Below are 18,048 nucleotides of genomic sequence, written 5' to 3'. Positions count from 1 at the left end.
GTCAGCGCAGATCGGCGACGGCGATGTGGTCCATGTCCTTGAACACCTGGTTCTCGCCGACCATCCCCCAGATGAACGTGTACGCCTTCGTGCCGACACCCGAGTGGATCGACCAGCTCGGCGAGATCACCGCCTGCTCGTTGTGCACGACCACGTGGCGCGTTTCCTGCGGCTCGCCGAGCATGTGGAACACGGCCGCATCGTCGGCAAGGTTGAAGTAGAAATACACCTCCATCCGGCGCTCGTGCGTATGGCACGGCATCGTGTTCCACAAGCTGCCCGGCTCGAGCTTCGTCATCCCCATCGACAGCTGGCACGTGGGCAGCACGTCGGGCACGATGAACTTGTAGATCGTGCGGCGGTTGCTCGTCGACGCATCGCCGAGCGTTTCGGGCGACGCCTGCGCGAGCGTGACGGTGCGCGTCGGATAGGCGGTGTGTGCAGGCGCGCAGTTCACGTAGAACTTCGCGGGATGCGCGCGATCGTCACTGCCGAACACGACGCCCTGCCCGCCTTGCCCGATGTAGATCGCCTCCTCGGTACCTACCACGTGACGCTGCCCGTCGACCTCGACCCAGCCGGGCCCGCCGATGTTGATCGCGCCCAGTTCGCGCCGCTCCAGCAGATGGCTCACGCCCATCGCGGCGCCGAGCGATGCGGGCACCTCGACCGGCCGCGCGGCCGGCCACGCGCCGCCGACGATGATGCGGTCGATATGGCTGTAGGTGAGCGACAGCGCGTCCGGTACGAATACGTTCTCCACCAGGAAATGCCGGCGCAGGCCGGCGGTGTCGAGCGCTTTCGCGTGTTCGCTGTGGATGCCTTGCCGCACTTCCATGCCGCTTCTCCATGGGGGATGGACACGCCGCCGATGCCTGTGCGGCCGGTGGTCATACGATGAATTGAAGCACAAATTTTTCAGATTCGGAACGACGAACCGAATTCTTTGCATCGCGCTGCGGGACCATTAATCCCATTCTGATCAGCAATTTATGAAGTTACGGGTATACGACTACCCGACAAAATCATAAAAACGGACCGACGTTCCGAATCATGTCCTATAGTCAGTCGGCAGACATCATTCGACAACAGGACGCATCGACGTCCACGGAGGAGACGTGAAGCTGAAACAGGCCATCGACCGCATTCCCGGCGGGCTCATGCTGGTCCCGATGCTGCTCGGCGCGTGCGTGCATACGTTCGCACCGAACGCCGGGAAGTATTTCGGCTCGTTCACCAACGGCCTGATCGCGGGCACGGTGCCGATCCTCGCCGTGTGGTTCTTCTGCATGGGCGCGACGATCAACCTGCGCGCGACGGGCGTCGTGCTGCGCAAATCGGGCACGCTGCTCGCGACCAAGATCGTGGTCGCGTGGCTCGCGACGTTGATCGCCGCGCGGTTCATCCCCGACGACGGCATCCGGACTGGCCTGTTCGCGGGCCTGTCGCTGCTCGCGATCACGACGTCGATGGACATGACCAACGGCGGCCTCTATGCGGCCGTGATGCAGCAGTACGGCAGCAAGGAGGAAGCCGGCGCGTTCGTGCTGATGTCGATCGAATCGGGGCCGCTCGTCAGCATGCTGATTCTCGGCGCGGCCGGTGTCGCGGTGTTCGAGACGCGGCTGTTCGTCGGCGCGGTGCTGCCGTTCCTGATCGGCTTCACGCTCGGCAATCTCGATGCGGACCTGCGCGAGCTGTTCGGGCGCTGCGTGCATCCGCTGATTCCGTTCTTCGGCTTCGCGCTCGGCAACGGCATCGATCTCAACGTGATCGCGAAAAGCGGGCTGCCGGGCATCGCGCTCGGGCTCGCGGTGATCGTCGTGACGGGGGTGCCGCTGATCTTTGCGGACAAATTCCTCGGCGGCGGCAACGGCACGGCCGGGCTCGCCGCGTCGTCGACGGCCGGCGCCGCGGTCGCGAACCCGGCGATCATCGGCGAGATGATTCCGAAGTTCAAACCGATGGTGCCGGCTGCAACGGCGATCGTCGCGACTGCTTGTCTCGTTACGGCGATACTCGTGCCGATTCTGACGGCGATGTGGGCGCGGCGGGCGGCCAGGGTTTCAGGGGCGCCGGTGATGGTTGCGGCACGGGCGGGGCGCGGTGGGGCGATCGAGCATGAGGGGCATGTTTGAGGGTGCCGGTTCGAGTCCGGTCCCCGGCACAGGTTTCGAGTCGGGCAATGTTCTACAGTGCCAGCCAGTAGCCGGTCACGGGAACGAATTGGGCACCGCTGATTGCCGGCGCGCTGCGATCGAGCGCAGCAACCGCGCGCCCATTCGGAACAAGGGATCGCCCCTCCCGCGCGCGAAGATTCGACGCCCAGCCCTCAACCGATGCGGCACACACAGGATGGCGCGGCGCACAGCGGCTCCTGCCACCTGATGCCATATGCGCCCGCCATCGGCACGGACCCCGCCCAAGCGCTAAAATCCGCCGCCTGAGCATTCACGACGAGCAAGCGTTTTGACGGCGTTCGAGCAGGGTTTCATCCTCACCCGCCACTGGCGGGACACCGCGACCGGTATCGAGATCGAGTTCTGGCTGGCAACCGAGCACGGTCCGCGCCGCGTGCGGTTGCGCCCGCAGGAAGCCGTCGCGTTCATTCCAGCCGAACAGCAGGCGCTCGCCGAACGCGCACTGGCCGGCGAACGCGATGCAGAACTGCGCCCGCTCGCGTTGCGCGATTTCAGCCAGCGCCCGGTCGTCGGCCTCTATTGCCGGCGCTACCGCCACCTGTCCGGGCTCCAGAAGCGCCTCGCGGCGGCCGGCGTCGACGTCTACGAAGCCGATGTGCAGCCGCCCGACCGCTACGCGATGGAGCGCTTCATCACGGCGTGCGTGCAGTTTCGCGGCCAGCCCGGCAACGACAACACGCTGACCGGCGGCGAGCTGAAACCCGCGACCGGCTACCGCCCGGCGCTGCGCTGCGTGTCGCTCGACATCGAAACGAGCGTCCACGGCGAGCTGTATTCGATCGCGCTCGAAGGCTGCGGGCAACGACAGGTCTACATGCTCGGCCCGCCGAACGGGGACGAAAGCGGCGACGCAGGCGCCATCGACTTCCGCCTCGACTACTGCGACAGCCGGCCCGCGATGCTCGCGCGGCTGAACGACTGGTTCGACGAACACGATCCCGACGCGGTGATCGGCTGGAACCTCGTGCAGTTCGACCTGCGCATCCTGCATGCTCATGCGGAGCAATATGGCGTGCCGCTGAAGCTCGGGCGCGGCGGCAGCGTGCTCGACTGGCGCGCGCACGGCCAGCAGCCCGACCACTTCTTCGCGGGCGCGGCCGGCCGCCTGATCCTCGACGGCATCGACATGCTGAAATCCGCGACGTGGACATTCCCGTCGTTCAGTCTCGAATACGTGTCGCAGGCGCTGCTCGGCGAAGGCAAGTCGATCGACAATCCGTACCAGCGGATGGACGAGATCCAGCGCCGCTTCGATCACGACAAGCCCGCGCTCGCGCGCTACAACCTGAAGGACTGCGAGCTCGTCACGCGCATCTTCGACAAGGCCGACCTGCTGTCCTTCGCGCTCGAACGCGCGAGCGTCACGGGGCTCGCCGCCGATCGCACCGGCGGCTCGGTCGCGGCGTTCACGCACCTGTACCTGCCGCGCATGCACCGGCTCGGCTATGTCGCGCCGAACCTCGGTGACGTGACGGGACAAAACAGCCCCGGCGGCTTCGTGATGGATTCGCGCCCCGGCCTGTACGACTCGGTGCTCGTGTTCGACTACAAGAGCCTCTATCCGTCGATCATCCGCACGTTCCTGATCGATCCCGTCGGGCTGATCGAAGGGCTCGCGAACCCCGGCGACGACGCATCGGTGCCCGGTTTTCTCGGCGCGCGCTTCTCGCGCACCGCGCATTGCCTGCCCGATATCGTGCGCCGCGTGTGGGAGGGCCGCGACGATGCGAAACGCCAGCGCAACGCGCCGCTGTCGCAGGCGCTAAAGATCATCATGAATTCGTTCTATGGCGTGCTCGGCTCGACGGGCTGCCGGTTCTTCGACCCGCGCCTCGCATCGTCGATCACGATGCGCGGCCACGAGATCATGCACCGCACGCGCGAGCTGATAGAAGCTCAGGGTTACGAAGTAATCTACGGCGATACCGATTCGACGTTCGTGTGGCTCGGTCGCGCGCACGACGACGACGAAGCCGGCGCCAAGGGCCGCGCGCTCGTCGAGCAGGTGAACCGCTGGTGGCACACGCACCTGCGCGACCGCTTCGGGCTCGAAAGCGCGCTGGAGCTGCAGTACGAGCGGCATTACCGCCGGTTCCTGATGCCGACCGTGCGCGGTGCGGAAGAAGGCAGCAAGAAGCGCTACGCGGGCCTCGCGGCGACGGCCGACGGCGGCGAGGACCTCGTCTTCAAGGGGCTCGAAACGGTGCGCACCGACTGGACGCCGCTCGCACAGCACTTCCAGCGCGAGCTGTACCGGCGCGTGTTCCGGCGCGAGCCTTACCAGGACTTCATCCGCGATTACGTGCAGCGCACGCTCGCCGGCGAATTCGACGACCAGCTCGTCTATCGCAAGCGCGTACGCCGGCCGCTGCGCGAGTACGAGCGCAACGTGCCGCCGCATGTGCGTGCTGCGCGGATCGCCGACGAGTTCAACCAGGCGCAGGGCCGGCCGATGCAGTACCAGCGCGGCGGCTGGATCAGCTACGTGATGACGACGGCCGGCCCCGAGCCGCTCGAAACGATGCGCTCGCCGATCGACTATGCGTTCTACCTGAGCCGCCAGTTGCAGCCCGTCGCCGACGCGATCCTGCCGTTCCTGCGCGACGATTTCGAACGCGTGATCTCCGGGCAGGGGCAGTTGTTCGGCGATTGATGGAACGATGACGCGCCGCGCAAGCCGCAGCGCAGTCACCGAAACCTCTTGTCCGCGTGACGTCGATCTCCGTCGCGTTCCGCACGCATCACTCACTCTGACTCATTCTGCAACACAGCTGGTCAGGATTCGCCATTTATCCAGCCAGTCCGGGTTCCTAAACTTGTCTCGTCGGTTCAGCCAAGCGAATTCATGCCGAACCGCAACGAAATCGTCTGAGGAAACCGTGAAATCCATCATCGTCACCATCGCCGCTGTCGCCGCTACCGCCACCGCCCTTCTCGCCGCACCGGCCGCGTCGTACGCGCAGTCGTCGCACTCGACGCTCACGCGTGCACAAGTACGCCAGGAACTGCTCGACCTCGAATCGGTCGGCTACGAGCCGGTTGCCGGCGACGGCGACAACTATCCGGGCGACATCGTCGCCGCGCAGGAACGCCTGGCCGCCAAGCGCCTCGCCGAACGCAAGAGCGCGGAAGCCGCCTACGGGGCGAACGGCGCACCGGGCACGGATTCGGGCGCGCCGGCGGTTGCGGCGGTCAAGCAATAACGCGCTGCCGGTCGTTTCTGAGGAGAAGGCCCTTCCGGGCCGCCGGCGACCGAGACCTCCATGGCGCGTAGCGTTGCTCGCTATCGCCCGGACGGCCAGGCGCCCGATACGACGCAGGGCACGGAGCCGGAAGCCGGAGGAGCGCCCGTCCGGCTAAAATACCGGCCTGCCGCGCCTCCCGCCGTGGCCGGAGGACATCGATCATGACCGCACGTCGCGGAGCCGCGGTCGTCATCGCGACCAGCCACGAGACAGCCAGCCTGTCGAAAGCCCAGAAGACGTTCAATACGCTCGTCGAGCAAATCGAAAAACGGCGCGAACGTCTCGGTGCGTGGGAAGCCGTCATGCCGGTCTTCCAGAAGAAATTCGTCGATGGGCTGTTGCCGCTCGAACAGGCGTCGACGGCATTGCGGATCAGATTGCTCAATCTGCTCGACGACGCGTTCCTGCAGAAGGGTTTGAGCAAGGCCGAGCAGCGCACGCTGTCCGCGCTGATCGCCGATATGGCGCGCAACCTGCTTGACGTCAGCGACGACGCGCAGTTGAAAGTCATCTACAACCGGCACGCCGCATCCGGCGACGACGACCGCGCAACGACCGATCGCGCACCGACGAAGCAAGCATCAGAGCCGGCACCCGCCGCTGACCCGGCGGACGATCTCGACACGCTGTCTCCCGACGAACTTGCCGAGCGCATGCAAGCCGAACAGGACGAACAGTTCAGGCGCGACATGGCCGCCCACGAGGCCCGCGAGGCACAGCGCGCGAAGCGCAAGAAAGCACCCCGGCAATCCGCCGCGGCAGCCAAACGCGAAGCCGAGCAGGCCGAGTCGAGCAAGTCGATCCGCGAGGTCTATCGCAAGCTCGCGAGCGCGCTGCATCCCGATCGCGAAACCGATCCGCAGGAGCAGCAACGCAAGACCGTGCTGATGCAGCGGGTCAACCACGCTTATGCGAAGGGCAATCTCCTGCAACTGCTGGAACTGCAACTGGAGATCGAGCAGATCGACCGGCGCGCGATCGACGGCCTCGGTGAAGATCGGCTGACGCGCTACAACGGCATCCTGGAGGAACAGCTCCGCGAGCTGGATCAGGAGATCCTGCACGTCGAGACCGGTTTCCGGCGGACGTACGGAATCGCGCGGTCCGTCAAGCTGGCGCCCGATACCGTCGTCCGCATGCTCACGCGCGACATTGCCGGCATGCAGCGCAGCAACCACGACCTGACCGTGGCGCTGCGCGAGTTCGACGATCCGGAAAAGGTCAGGGACTGGCTGAAAGACATGAAGCGCCGGCAGGCATCCTCCCGCTTCGACGACGATCCGTTTTAAGCGCGCACGCGCTGCCCGCGGAACGGCGAGCGCGTAGCCGGCTTGACGGAACGGCGGCGCGCTGCGTCACCGTTCGGCATTCACACCGGTCCGCATTCCGCGCGACAAGTAAAACCGATCGGCGCAGACGCCGCGCGCGTCCCTCACTCTCGCTCATTCTGGAACACAACCCGCCAGGAATCGCGGTTTGCCCTGCCGATCCTGGTTCCCGAACTTGGCCCGCTAGTTCAGCCAACAGCAACGAAACCGTCTGACCGGCACCCGAACTCCTCCCCGCCACGCCGGTGCCTTCGCCGCTCCCGCACCCGCACCCGGCCTGCCGCGACAATCGCCAGACATTTCCGCTCACCGGGCGCGTACGTCCGTCCCACCGCCGTCCCTCTTTCCCTTTCGTTTCCGCGCACCTTTCGCCGCCAGCCCGCACTCCCCGCATCTCATACCGGGGAAAACCCCGCCTTCCCTCAGGACAAGTTCTCGTTGACACAGCGATTTTCGCCCTTCTAATATGCACACAACGTTGCACACAACACAGAACACATAATTGTGTGTCAGTTAGAGTAAGCATACGGGTTTACCCATCTCCAGTGAGGACACCATGAATCGACTGTCTCGTTTCTCCCGTCAAATCGCCGCATGCACCGTGGCGGCGGCATCGCTGTTCGCCGCTACCGCATCGCACGCCGCCGGCCCCGACGCATGGGCCGGCGTGAAAAAGGCAGGCGTGCTGCGCTGCGGCGCCGCGGTCGCGCCGCCGTACGTGATGCGCGATCCGAAGACCGGCGCCTACAGCGGCTTCTTCTCCGATCTGTGCCGCGATTTCGGACAGAACGTGCTGAAGGTCAAGGTCGAATTCGTCGACACGAGCTGGGACAACATCGTGGCCGGCCTGCAGTCGGACAAGTGGGACCTGTCGCTCGCGCTGAACGACACGCCCGAGCGCGAAAAGGCCGTCGCCTTCTCCGCGCCGGCGACCGACTACAACGTCTCGTTCGTCTACAACAGGAACAATCCGAAGATCGCGAAGAACCTGCGCTCGCTCGCCGACATCGACAAGCCGAACGTGACGGTCGCGGTGATGTCCGGCACGTCGCAGGACAAGGCGATTTCGGCGGAACTGAAACAGGCGCGGATCATGCGGCTGCCTGGCAACGACGAGACGCGCCTGTCACTGATCTCGAAGCGCGCCGACCTGCTCGCCGACGCGAACATCACCAACATGCTGCTGACGGAAGCGCACCCTGACTGGGCTGCGAGCTTCAATCCCGCGCCGCCGCTCGCACAGCAGGAGGTGGCGTTCGGCCTGCGCAAGGACACGCCGAAAGCCGATCTCGACGTGCTCAACGGCTACCTCGCGCAGCAAGTCAAGTCGGGCGCCGTGAATCGCCTGATCAAGACGTCCGTGCAGGCGATGCTCGTTCCGGGCAAATAAGCGCCGACCGCGCTGACGGGCCCGGCGAATCGCCGCCGGGTGTCGATTTTCCGATTCGCACTTTGCGCGCCGACGTCGGGCGCCGCTGGAGAGACAGTCATGTTGTCGCCTCAAACGACGGCCGTCAGGTCGGCAATGCAACCCCTTTCGACAACGCGCTTCGCTGCGCCCGCGCCGGCCGACGACTTCGTGCGGCTGCGCGACGTGCACAAGTCGTACGGCCCGAACCTCGTCGTCATGGACGGCATGAGCCTCGACATGCGCGCCGACGACCGGCTCGTCATCATCGGCCCGAGCGGCAGCGGCAAGAGCTCGCTGCTGCGCGTGATGATGGGCCTGGAAGGCATCCAGAGCGGCGAGATCGCGTTCCAGGGCGCGTCGTACATCCGCGGCGGCGACGCGCGCGGCGGATGGCGCATCGACGCGAAACTGCAGAAGCAGGTCGGCATGGTGTTCCAGCACTACACGCTGTTTCCGCACCTGTCGGTGCTCGGCAACCTGATTCTCGCGCCGGTGCGCGTCGGCGGGCTGTCGAAGGCCGAGGCCACCGAGCGCGCGCGCCTGTATCTCGCGCGCCTCGGCCTCGAAAGCAAGCTGCATGCATATCCGAGCCAGCTCTCCGGCGGCCAGAAGCAGCGCGTGGCGATCGCCCGCGCGCTGATGCTCGAACCGAAGCTGATGCTGTTCGACGAAGTGACGTCCGCGCTCGATCCGGAAATGGTCGTCGAAGTCCAGAACGTGATGCTGCAGCTCGCCGAGCAGAAGATGGCGATGATCATCGTCACGCACGACATGCACTTCGCGCGGGACATCGCGACGCGTGTCGTGTTCTGCGCAAACGGCAAGATCGTCGAGGAAGGTTCACCGGACGAAATCTTCAAGTGTCCGAAAGAAGCGCGCACGCGGGAATTCCTCGAGAAAGTCCTGCATCTCGACTAAGGCCGAAGCCATGAACTACCACTTCGATTTCAGTTTCCTCGCCGGCAGTATCGGTGCGCTGCTCGACGGGTTGAAGGTGACCGTCGTGCTGGCCGTCGCCGCGAATGCGATGGGGCTCGTGCTCGGCTTCGCGCTGTGCCTGCTCGCGATGAGCCGCTGGGCGCTCGTGCGCTGGCCCGCGCAGCTCTTCATCGAGTTCTTCCGCTGCACGCCGGCGCTGTTGCAGATCATCTGGTTCTTCTACTGCATCCCGATGATGGTCGACGTGTTCATCGACCCGATCGCGATGGGCGTGCTCGCGCTCGGCCTGAATCTGACCGCGTTCAACGCGGAGGCGTATCGCGCCGGCGTGCAGGCGGTTCCGAAGGAGCATCTCGATGCCGCGGTGGCGCTCGGCCTGCGGCCGTGGCAACGCACGATCTTCGTCGTGCTGCCGCAGGCGCTGCGCGGCGCGATGCCCGTGCTGCTGACGAACGGCATCGGCAGCCTGCAGCAAAGCGCGCTGGTGGCGATCGTCGCGGTGGCCGACCTGATGTATGTCGCGAAGAGCATCGCGACCGAAGCATACCGGCCGCTCGAAACGTACTCGGTGGTCGCGCTCGTGTATTTCGCGCTGTCGCTGCCGATCGCGAAACTCGTCCACGTCATCGAGCGTCGCCAGGACGCTGCCGTCCAGCGCTGAGGAGCCCGCCGTGAATCTCGATTTTGCCGTCGTCTGGCCGTACTGGCTCGTGCTCGCGAAAGGCCTCGGGCTGACGCTTTCGTTCACCGTGACGTGCGCGATCGTCGGCAGCCTGCTCGGCTTCGTGCTGAGCCTGCTGCGGATGTCGCCGTCGCGCTGGCTCCGCGGGCCGGTCGCCGCGTTCGTCGAATTCTTTCGCGGCACGCCGCTGTTGATTCAGCTGTTCTGGGTGTTCTTCTGCTTCCCGGTCGTGCTGCGGCTGCCGATCCCGCCGTACCTGTCGGTGCTGATCTCGCTGACGCTGTACATGGGCGCGATCACGAGCGAGACGTTCCGTGGTTCGCTGAAGTCGATCGCCGGCGAGCAGCACGACGCGTGCATCGCGCTCAGCCTGTCGCCGCACGTGAAGATCGTCTACGTGATCTTTCCGCAGGCGCTGCTGCGCGCGATCCCGCCGCTACTGTCGAACGTCGTGAGCCTGTTCAAGGAGAGCGCGCTCATCTCGTCGGTGGGGATCGCCGACCTGATGTTCGTCGGCCAGAACGTGTCGAACAGTACCGCGCGGCCCGTCGAGTTCCTGACCACCGTCGCCGTCATCTATTTCCTCGTCGCCTTTCCGCTGACCCGCCTGGTCGGCGTAGTGGAGTCCAGGATGCTCAGGCGCTATGCCTATTAACTCGCAACGCTTTCATCAAGCCGGAGAAATCTCATGCAACTGAAAGGCATTCTGCCCGCCCTCGTCACGCCGTTCGATGCATCGGGTGCGGTCGATCACGACACGCTCGCGTCGATCCTCGAATTTCAGCTCGCCGCGGGCGTCAGCGGCTTCGTGCCGCTGGGGTCGACCGGCGAGTATTACGCGCTCACGAACGACGAGCGCCGTGCGGTGATGAAGACCGTGCGCGAAGTGGTCGGCAACCGTGGCACGCTGATTGCTGGCGCGAACGGTTCTTCGACGCGCGAGGTGATCGAGCAGGTTCGCCAGGCGCGCGATGCCGGCTACACGAACATCCTGATCGCGCCGCCGTACTACGCGCTGCCGTCGCAGGACGAACTGATCGGGCACTACGACGCGATTCTCGCGACGGTGACCGACGTGAACGTGATCCTCTACAACTACCCGGTGCGCACGAACGTCGAGGTCGGCTTCGGCGTACTCGACGCGTTCAAGGATCATCCGCGCGTGATCGGCATCAAGGAAAGCAGCGGCAACCTGCTGCGCGCGATCGAGATCGGCGGCAAGTACCGCGACCACTACCAGTTGTCGTGCGGCTCCGACGACCAGGCGCTCGACTTCTTCCTGTGGGGCGCGACGAGCTGGATCTGCGGACCGGCAAACTGCTTCGCGAAACAGGTCGTGAGCTTCTACGACAAATTCTCGGCGGGCGACATCGCCGGCGCGCAGAATGTGATGCGTTCGCTGTTCCCGGTGATGGCAAGCATGGAGTCGGGAAAATTCATCCAGAAGGTGAAATACGGCTGCGAGCTCGCCGGCTTCAAGGTCGGCATCGCCCGCATGCCGCTGCAGCCGCTGACCGACGCGGAGAAGGCGGAATTCCGCGCGGTCTTCGAGGCGTCGCAGGCGTAATGCGCCCCCGTACCGGCGCCGCTCGGTGCCGGTACGCCGACCGAGGAACCTCAACATGACGATTCAAAGCTTTACCTGCATCGAAGGCCACACCGAGGGTATGCCGGTGCGCATGGTGATCGACGGCGCGCCGACGCTGCAGGGCGCGACGATGAACGCGCGCCGCGAGGACTTCGTCGCGCATCACGACTGGGTGCGCCGCGCGCTGATGCTGGAGCCGCGCGGCCACGCACACATGTCGGGCACGATCTTCTATCCGCCGGTCAGCGGCAACGCCGATTTCAGCCTGCTGTTCATCGAGACGTCGGGCTGCCTGCCGATGTGCGGCCACGCGACGATCGGCTCGATCGCGTTCGCGATCGAGGAACGCCTCGTCGTGCCGAAGGAGCCGGGTACCGTCACGGTCGACGTGCCGGCCGGGCAGATCGTCGCGCGTTACGAGATGGACGGCGAACGCGTCACGTCGGTGCGCTTCACGAACGTGCCGAGCTTTCTGTTCGCGCGCGACGTCAAGATCGACATTCCCGCGCTCGGCAGGCTGGCCGTCGATATCGCGTACGGCGGCAACTTCTATCCGATCGTCGAGGTCCAGCCGAACTTCCCCGGTTGCGAGCATTTCACGCCGGACGAACTGCTCGCATGGGGTCGCGACGTGCAGCGCGCGGTCAACGCGGCGCTCGACGTCGTACACCCCGAGCATCCGGCGATTCGCGGCGTGCGGCATTGCATGTGGACGGGCAAGCCGATTGCCGACGATGCGCACGGGCGCGCGGTGGTGATCGCCGGCGACAGCCTCGTCGACCGTTCGCCGTGCGGCACCGGCAGCTCGGCACGCGTCGCGCAGCGCTTCGCGCGCGGCTGGCTGAAGGCCGGCGACGCGTATTGCCACGAGAGCCTGATCGGCAGCCGCTTCATCGGCCGCGTAGAGTCGGTCGTGCGCCTCGACAGCGGGCTCGACGCGGTGCGGCCGAGCATCGAAGGGCGCGCATGGGTCACCGGGCGCGCGCAGTATCGCGTCGATTCGTCCCAGCCGTATGCATACGGCTTCAGCCTTCAGGAGTTCGTCAATTGAACGCGATTGCGCGAGATGACGCGCCCGCGGCACCGGGTGCGGCGCGTGATGAAACGGCTGTCGTGATCGGCGGCGGGATCGTCGGCGTGTGCTGCGCGCTCTATCTGCAGCGCGACGGGTATGCCGTCATGCTGATCGATCCGGCCGCCCCCGGCGACAGCACGGCGAAATGGAGCTGCGGCCAGATGGCGGTCAGCGAGGTCATCCCGCTGTCGAAGCCCGGCATCCTGATGAAGGTACCGCGCTGGCTGATGGATCAGAAGGGGCCGCTCGCGCTGCGGCCCGGCGCACTGCCCGGCATCCTGCCGTGGTTCTTCCGGTTCGTCGCATCGGCCCGCCACGCGAAGATCGTGTCGATCGCGCAGGCAATGGCCACGCTGACGCACGACGTCTATCCCGACTATGCGCCGCTGCTCGATGCGTGCGGCGACCGGGCGCTGATGGGCCAGCGCCCCGTGCTCGAGGTGTTCGACGATCCGGCCGGCATCACGCACGAGCAGCCGCATCTGGACTTGCGGCAATCGCTCGGATTCGAATCGCAACGGCTGACGGCCGCCGACATCGGCGATCTCGAACCGGCTCTCGCCGGCCGGTTCCGGCACGGGCTGCTGTTTCCGGACTGGCGCGCGGTCAGCGATACCGAAGGCTTCATCGCGGCACTGACGGCCAGCTTCGAAGCGCAAGGCGGGCGCCGCGTCCGCGCGAATGCCGCGCGCATCGACGAGGCCTCCGGACGTGCAACGGGCGTCGCGCTCGCCAACGGCGAGCGCCTCGCGGCCGACCATGTCGTTGTCGCGGCCGGTACCGGTTCGCGACAGTTCTTCGGTCAGCTCGGCGTGCGCGTGCCGCTCGAAGGTATCGCCGGCTACCAGGTGCTGCTCGCCGACCCGGGTGTCGAATTCCGTCATTCCGTGATCTACGCGGACGGCGGCTTCTGCTTCAGCCCGATGACGCGCGGCCTGCAGATCGGCGGCACCATCGAGTTCGCGGGTCGCAACGCGCAGCCGAACTTCCGGCGCGCGGACATCATCCTGGAAAAGGCCAAACGCATCCTGCCCGAGTTGCAGACCGCTCGCGTCGAATACGGCGTCGGCTATCGGCCGTTCCTGCCCGACACGAAACCGGTGATCGACCGCTCGACGCGACTACCCAACACGTACATGGCATTCGGCCATGGCCAGCTCGGCCTCACGCTCGGCGCGACGACCGGCCGCCTGATCGGCGACCTCGTCGCCGGCCGCCCGACGCGGCAGGACCTGTCGCCGTTCAGCGCCTATCGCTTCATCTGACATTAGAGACCCGTCATGCAATCCTACGAACGACTTTTCATCGCCGGCCGCTGGGCGGCGCCCGTTCAGGGCCATACCTTCGACACGATCGACCCGAGCGACGAAACCGTGATCGCGAAAGTGGCAGCCGCCACGGCCGAAGACATCGACCTCGCCGTCAACGCGGCGCGGCGCGCCTTCGACGAAGGCCCGTGGCCGCGCATGACCGGTGCCGCGCGCGCCGCGGTGCTGCGCGCGATCGCCCAGGGCATCCGCGACCGCCTGCCCGAGCTGGCCGAGCTCGAAGTGCGCGACAACGGCAAGCCGCTACCCGAAGCGCTGTGGGATCTCGGCGATGCCGCCGGCTGCTTCGACTTCTACGCAGGGCTTGCCGAACAGCTCGACGGCAACGCCGAAACGCCCGTGCCACTGGCCGACGAGCGCTTCAGTACGGTCGTCCGCAAGGAACCGATCGGCGTCGCCGGTGCGATCATCCCGTGGAATTTCCCGCTGCTGATGGCCGCGTGGAAGGTGGCGCCCGCGCTCGCGGCCGGCTGCACGATGGTACTCAAACCGTCCGAACTGACGCCGCTCACGGCATTGGAGCTGGCCGGCATCGCCGAGTCGGCCGGGCTGCCTTCCGGCGTGCTGAATGTCGTGACGGGCCTCGGCGCGGATGCCGGCGCGCCGCTCGCCGCGCATCCGGGCATCGACAAGCTCGCGTTCACCGGCAGCGTGCCGACCGGCAGCCGCATCATGCAGGCCGCCGCACGCGACATCAAGAACGTGAGCCTCGAACTCGGCGGCAAGTCGCCGTTCATCGTGTTCGGCGACAGCGATCTCGACGCCGCCGTCGAATGGATCCTGTTCGGCATCTTCTGGAACCAGGGCGAGGTGTGTTCGGCCACGTCGCGCGTGCTCGTCGAGCGCTCGCTGTACGCGCCGCTCGTCGAGCGGCTCGCGCAGGAAGCGCGCAAAATCAGGATCGGCAACGGCCGTGACGACGGCGTGCTGCTCGGCCCGCTGGTGAGCCGCGGGCAGTACGACAAGGTGCTCGCGGCGGTCGCACGCGGCCGCGACGAAGGCGCGCGGCTCGTGACCGGCGGCGGCCGGCCCGCACACGTCGAACGCGGCTATTTCATCGAGCCGGCCGTATTCGCCGACGTGCCGGAGGATAGCTGGATCTGGCGCGAGGAAATCTTCGGGCCGGTCGTCTGCGTGCGGCCGTTCGATACGGAAGAGGAAGCGATCCGGTCGGCCAACGATTCGCGCTTCGGCCTCGCCGCGGCGGTCATGTCGGCCGACCTGCCGCGCTGCGAACGCGTGGCACGCGCGATGCGCGCGGGCATCGTGTGGATCAACTGTTCTCAGCCGACGTTCACGGAGGCGCCGTGGGGCGGCTACAAGCAGAGCGGGATCGGGCGAGAACTCGGCGAGTGGGGGTTGAACAACTACCTCGAGATCAAGCAGATCACGCGCTACGACAGCGACAAGCCGTGGGGCTGGTACATCAAGTAAGGTGAATCGATCATGCGCTGGAACAAAACGCTGCAGCTCGTCGACGTGCATTGCGAGGGCGAGATCGGCAAGGTCATCACCGGCGGCGTCCTCGACGTGCCGGGCAAGACCATGCTCGACAAGATGAACTACATCAACGAGACCGACGACAGTTTGCGGCGGCTCGTCGTGCTCGAACCGCGCGGCTGCCTGCAGATGTCGGTCAATCTGCTGCTGCCGCCGACGCGGCCGGAAGCGCATGCCGGCTTCATCGTGCTGCAGGCCGACAAGGCACACCCGATGTCGGGCAGCAACTGCATCTGCGTCGTGACGGCATTGCTCGAACTCGGCATGGTGCCGATGCAGGAGCCCGAAACCACGGTCGTGCTCGACACGCCGGCCGGGCTCGTCACGGCGCGGGCGGCGTGCCGAGACGGCCGCTGTACCGGCGTGTCGCTCGACATGGTGCCGTCGTTCGTCGAACACCTCGACGTCGACGTACACACGCCGGAATTCGGCACGATCAAGGCAGACATCGCGTTCGGCGGCGTGTACTACGCACTCGTCGACGTCGATCAGATCGGGCTCGATATCGCACCGGGCAACGCGCGGCAACTCGCGACGCATGGCGTGCGGCTCAAGGAGATCATCAACCGGCAAGTCGCCGTACGGCATCCGCTGTACCCGGACATCGACGAAGTCGCATACGTGATGTTTCGCAACCGTGTCGCCGACACGGTGTACCAGACCTGTACGACGCTGCCGCCCGGCCGGGTCGACCGGTCGCCGTGCGGGACCGGCAGCTCGGCCAATCTGGCGACGCTCGCGGCCCGCGGGCGCGTGCAGGTCGGCGATCGCCTCACGTCACGCTCCACGATCGGCGGGGAATTCCGCGTCGAACTGCTGGGCACGACCGAAGTGGGCGACCGGCCGGCCGTACTGCCGCGCGTGACCGGGCGTGCGTGGGTGCTCGGGTTCCAGCAGCTCGGCGTCGATCCCGACGATCCGCTGGCCGCCGGGTTCATGCTGAGCGACACGTGGGGCGACGGATTCGGGCCGTCAGGCACGTGAGGACGCGATGCTAAACTCCAGAGCGCGCCCGGCGCTCCGGGCCGATTACAGGAAGGATGGCGAGATGAGCAAAGAGGCCGTTGAAACCGAAGGTGGCGGCCGCCGGCACGGCGGGCGGTATGTGTATGAGGAATTGCGCAAGCAGATCCTGACGCTCAAGCTGAAACCCGGCGTGCAGCTCGACGAGATCTCTCTGGCCGCGCAGTTCGGCCTGTCGCGTTCGCCGGTGCGGGACGCGATCGCGCGACTGAGCAGCGAGGGGCTCGTCACGATCCTGCCGAACCGCACGACGCTCGTCACGCCGTTCGAAATCGAGGAATTCCCGAAATACATTTCGGCGCTCGACCTGATCCAGCGTGCGGTCACGCGGCTCGCGGCCACGCAACGCTCCGAAGCCGACCTCGCCAAGATCCGCAGGGCCGACGACGTCTACATGGAGGCCGTTGCCAGCGGCGACTTCCAGGCGATGTCGGAGACCAACAAGGCGCTCCACATGGCGATTGCTCACGCGGCCAACAATCCGTATTTCGTCGGTTACTACGAGCGACTGCTCGGCGAAGGGCAGCGCCTGCTCCATCTGCACTTCGACTTCACGGTCAGCTCGCCCACGGCGGCCAAGCTCGGCCGCGACCACGACGAACTGATCGATGCGATCGCGCGACGCGACGCCGATGCCGCCGAACGGGCCGCGCACGAGCACACGATGCTGTTCCAGAAGCGGTTCCTCGACTACATGAAGCAGAACATGACGGAATCGATGGCGGTGCTGTAGGCGCGCTGCCCACGCATCAGCCCATATCGCCCATCAACTCCACGAGCCGATCCCGCAGCCACCGGCTGCCCTGGTCCTGATCGGCGCTGCGATGCCAGTAGCAGAAGTAATCGAGGCCCGGCATCTCGAACGGCAGTTCGAGGATGCGCGCCGGATAGCGCTGCAGCAGCCGCAGCGGCGCAGTCAGCGCGAGATCGCCGCGCATCGCGATCAGCGGCGCGACCATGTAGTGCTGCACGCGCATCTGGATAGTGCGGCGCAGCCCGAGTCGCGTCAGTTCCGCGTCGACGTGCCCGCTGCCCTTGCGGCGGCTCGATACGTGGATGTGCCCCATCGACAGGTAGTCGTCCATGGTCAGCGTGTTGCCCTCGAACGGGTGGTCGTCGCGGATCATGCACGCGTAGCGGTCGCGCACGAGCAGCGCCTGGTGCAGATGCGGATCGCCGATCAGCGGCGCGTCGATCGCGATGTCGACGGAGCCGTTCGCGAGCGCCGTGGCCACTTCGCGGCGGTCCATCGTATAGCTGCGCACGTGCATGCCGGGCGCTTCCCGCTGCAGCAGTTCGCCGAGCGCCGGCAGCAGCAGCGCTTCGGTCAGGTCGCTCATGCTGAGCCGGAACACGCGCGCCGACGAAGCGGGATCGAACACGTCGCCTTCGTGCGCGCTCGAATCGAGCAGTTGCAGCGCCTCGCGCACGCGGCCGACGATGTTCTCGGCCATCGGCGTCGGCATCATCCCGGCCGGCGTGCTGACGAACAGCGGATCGTTCAGCGTCTTGCGCAGCCGCGCCAGCGCGTTGCTGACGGCCGGCTGCGTGAGGTTCAGCACCTCGGCCGCCCGCGTCAGGTTGCGCTTGTTGTAGATCGCCTCGAATACGACGAACAGGTTCAGATCAATCTTCGAAAGGCGCATCGCCGGATCTCCTTGCCGGCATCTTAAGGCGTGCGCCATTCGTTCGTCCACGCCGGCCCCGCGAGCGGCACCGGGTGCGTTG

16 protein-coding genes are annotated in these 18,048 nt (G+C 66.2%); 14 read left to right on the top strand and 2 right to left on the bottom strand.

The annotated features are described in order from the left end of the window. Position 1: 1 nt before the first annotated feature. The gene (gene kduI / locus OEJ37_RS05865) at positions 2-838 is read right to left on the bottom strand and encodes a 5-dehydro-4-deoxy-D-glucuronate isomerase (RefSeq protein ID WP_263343502.1); all 837 of its coding nucleotides are present in this window, start codon (positions 836-838) and stop codon (positions 2-4) included. Between the two features lie 280 nt (positions 839-1,118). Here kduI and kdgT point away from each other — a divergent pair, with 280 nt between their 5' ends. The 14 genes from kdgT (at position 1,119) to OEJ37_RS05795 (ending at position 17,053) form a co-directional block, all read left to right on the top strand. After that, a complete protein-coding gene (kdgT, locus tag OEJ37_RS05860) occupies positions 1,119-2,138 on the top strand; it encodes a 2-keto-3-deoxygluconate transporter (RefSeq protein ID WP_263343501.1) in 1,020 nt (339 codons plus the stop codon). Positions 2,139-2,469: 331 nt separating this feature from the next. After that, positions 2,470-4,854: a DNA polymerase II gene (locus tag OEJ37_RS05855; protein WP_263343500.1), complete on the top strand. Its 2,385-nt coding sequence runs from the start codon at positions 2,470-2,472 to the stop codon at positions 4,852-4,854. Between the two features lie 226 nt (positions 4,855-5,080). Continuing rightward, positions 5,081-5,404, top strand: a complete 324-nt coding sequence (locus OEJ37_RS05850; RefSeq protein ID WP_263343499.1) for a DUF4148 domain-containing protein — start codon at positions 5,081-5,083, stop codon at positions 5,402-5,404. Between the two features lie 203 nt (positions 5,405-5,607). Continuing rightward, positions 5,608-6,735 carry a J domain-containing protein gene (locus tag OEJ37_RS05845; protein WP_263343498.1) on the top strand — a complete coding sequence of 376 codons (1,128 nt, stop codon included), beginning with the start codon at positions 5,608-5,610 and terminating at the stop codon, positions 6,733-6,735. Between the two features lie 595 nt (positions 6,736-7,330). Then, complete coding sequence (locus OEJ37_RS05840; protein WP_263343497.1) at positions 7,331-8,164, top strand: substrate-binding periplasmic protein; 834 nt, start codon at positions 7,331-7,333, stop codon at positions 8,162-8,164. Between the two features lie 99 nt (positions 8,165-8,263). Beyond that, positions 8,264-9,103, top strand: a complete 840-nt coding sequence (locus OEJ37_RS05835; protein ID WP_317891517.1) for an amino acid ABC transporter ATP-binding protein — start codon at positions 8,264-8,266, stop codon at positions 9,101-9,103. Between the two features lie 10 nt (positions 9,104-9,113). Next, complete coding sequence (locus tag OEJ37_RS05830) at positions 9,114-9,785, top strand: amino acid ABC transporter permease (protein ID WP_263343496.1); 672 nt, start codon at positions 9,114-9,116, stop codon at positions 9,783-9,785. 10 nt (positions 9,786-9,795) lie between these two features. After that, positions 9,796-10,461 (top strand): amino acid ABC transporter permease, encoded by a 666-nt coding sequence (locus tag OEJ37_RS05825; RefSeq protein WP_263343495.1) that lies wholly within the window; start codon positions 9,796-9,798, stop codon positions 10,459-10,461. Positions 10,462-10,494: 33 nt separating this feature from the next. Then, complete coding sequence (locus OEJ37_RS05820) at positions 10,495-11,373, top strand: dihydrodipicolinate synthase family protein (RefSeq protein ID WP_263343494.1); 879 nt, start codon at positions 10,495-10,497, stop codon at positions 11,371-11,373. A 55-nt stretch (positions 11,374-11,428) separates the two neighbouring features. Then, positions 11,429-12,445: a 4-hydroxyproline epimerase gene (locus OEJ37_RS05815; protein WP_263343493.1), complete on the top strand. Its 1,017-nt coding sequence runs from the start codon at positions 11,429-11,431 to the stop codon at positions 12,443-12,445. 5 nt (positions 12,446-12,450) lie between these two features. After that, on the top strand, positions 12,451-13,734 hold the full coding sequence (locus OEJ37_RS05810) for an NAD(P)/FAD-dependent oxidoreductase (RefSeq protein ID WP_411859244.1): 1,284 nt from the start codon (positions 12,451-12,453) through the stop codon (positions 13,732-13,734). A gap of 15 nt (positions 13,735-13,749) precedes the next feature. Beyond that, positions 13,750-15,231, top strand: coding sequence for an aldehyde dehydrogenase family protein (locus tag OEJ37_RS05805; protein WP_263343490.1), 1,482 nt, complete (start codon positions 13,750-13,752; stop codon positions 15,229-15,231). A 12-nt stretch (positions 15,232-15,243) separates the two neighbouring features. Continuing rightward, positions 15,244-16,281 (top strand): proline racemase family protein, encoded by a 1,038-nt coding sequence (locus OEJ37_RS05800; protein WP_263343489.1) that lies wholly within the window; start codon positions 15,244-15,246, stop codon positions 16,279-16,281. A gap of 64 nt (positions 16,282-16,345) precedes the next feature. Continuing rightward, on the top strand, positions 16,346-17,053 hold the full coding sequence (locus tag OEJ37_RS05795) for a GntR family transcriptional regulator (protein WP_263343487.1): 708 nt from the start codon (positions 16,346-16,348) through the stop codon (positions 17,051-17,053). 16 nt (positions 17,054-17,069) lie between these two features. Here the strand turns inward: OEJ37_RS05795 and OEJ37_RS05790 are convergent, their stop codons facing one another. Then, positions 17,070-17,966 (bottom strand): LysR family transcriptional regulator, encoded by an 897-nt coding sequence (locus tag OEJ37_RS05790; protein WP_263343486.1) that lies wholly within the window; start codon positions 17,964-17,966, stop codon positions 17,070-17,072. Positions 17,967-18,048 lie beyond the last annotated feature (82 nt).

The organism is Burkholderia sp. BKH01 (genome assembly GCF_025685725.1).
GTDB classification, from domain to species: domain Bacteria; phylum Pseudomonadota; class Gammaproteobacteria; order Burkholderiales; family Burkholderiaceae; genus Burkholderia; species Burkholderia pyrrocinia_C.
The sequence above is the reverse complement of the archived record's forward strand: the minus strand, read 5'-3'. Positions and strand labels throughout refer to the sequence as shown.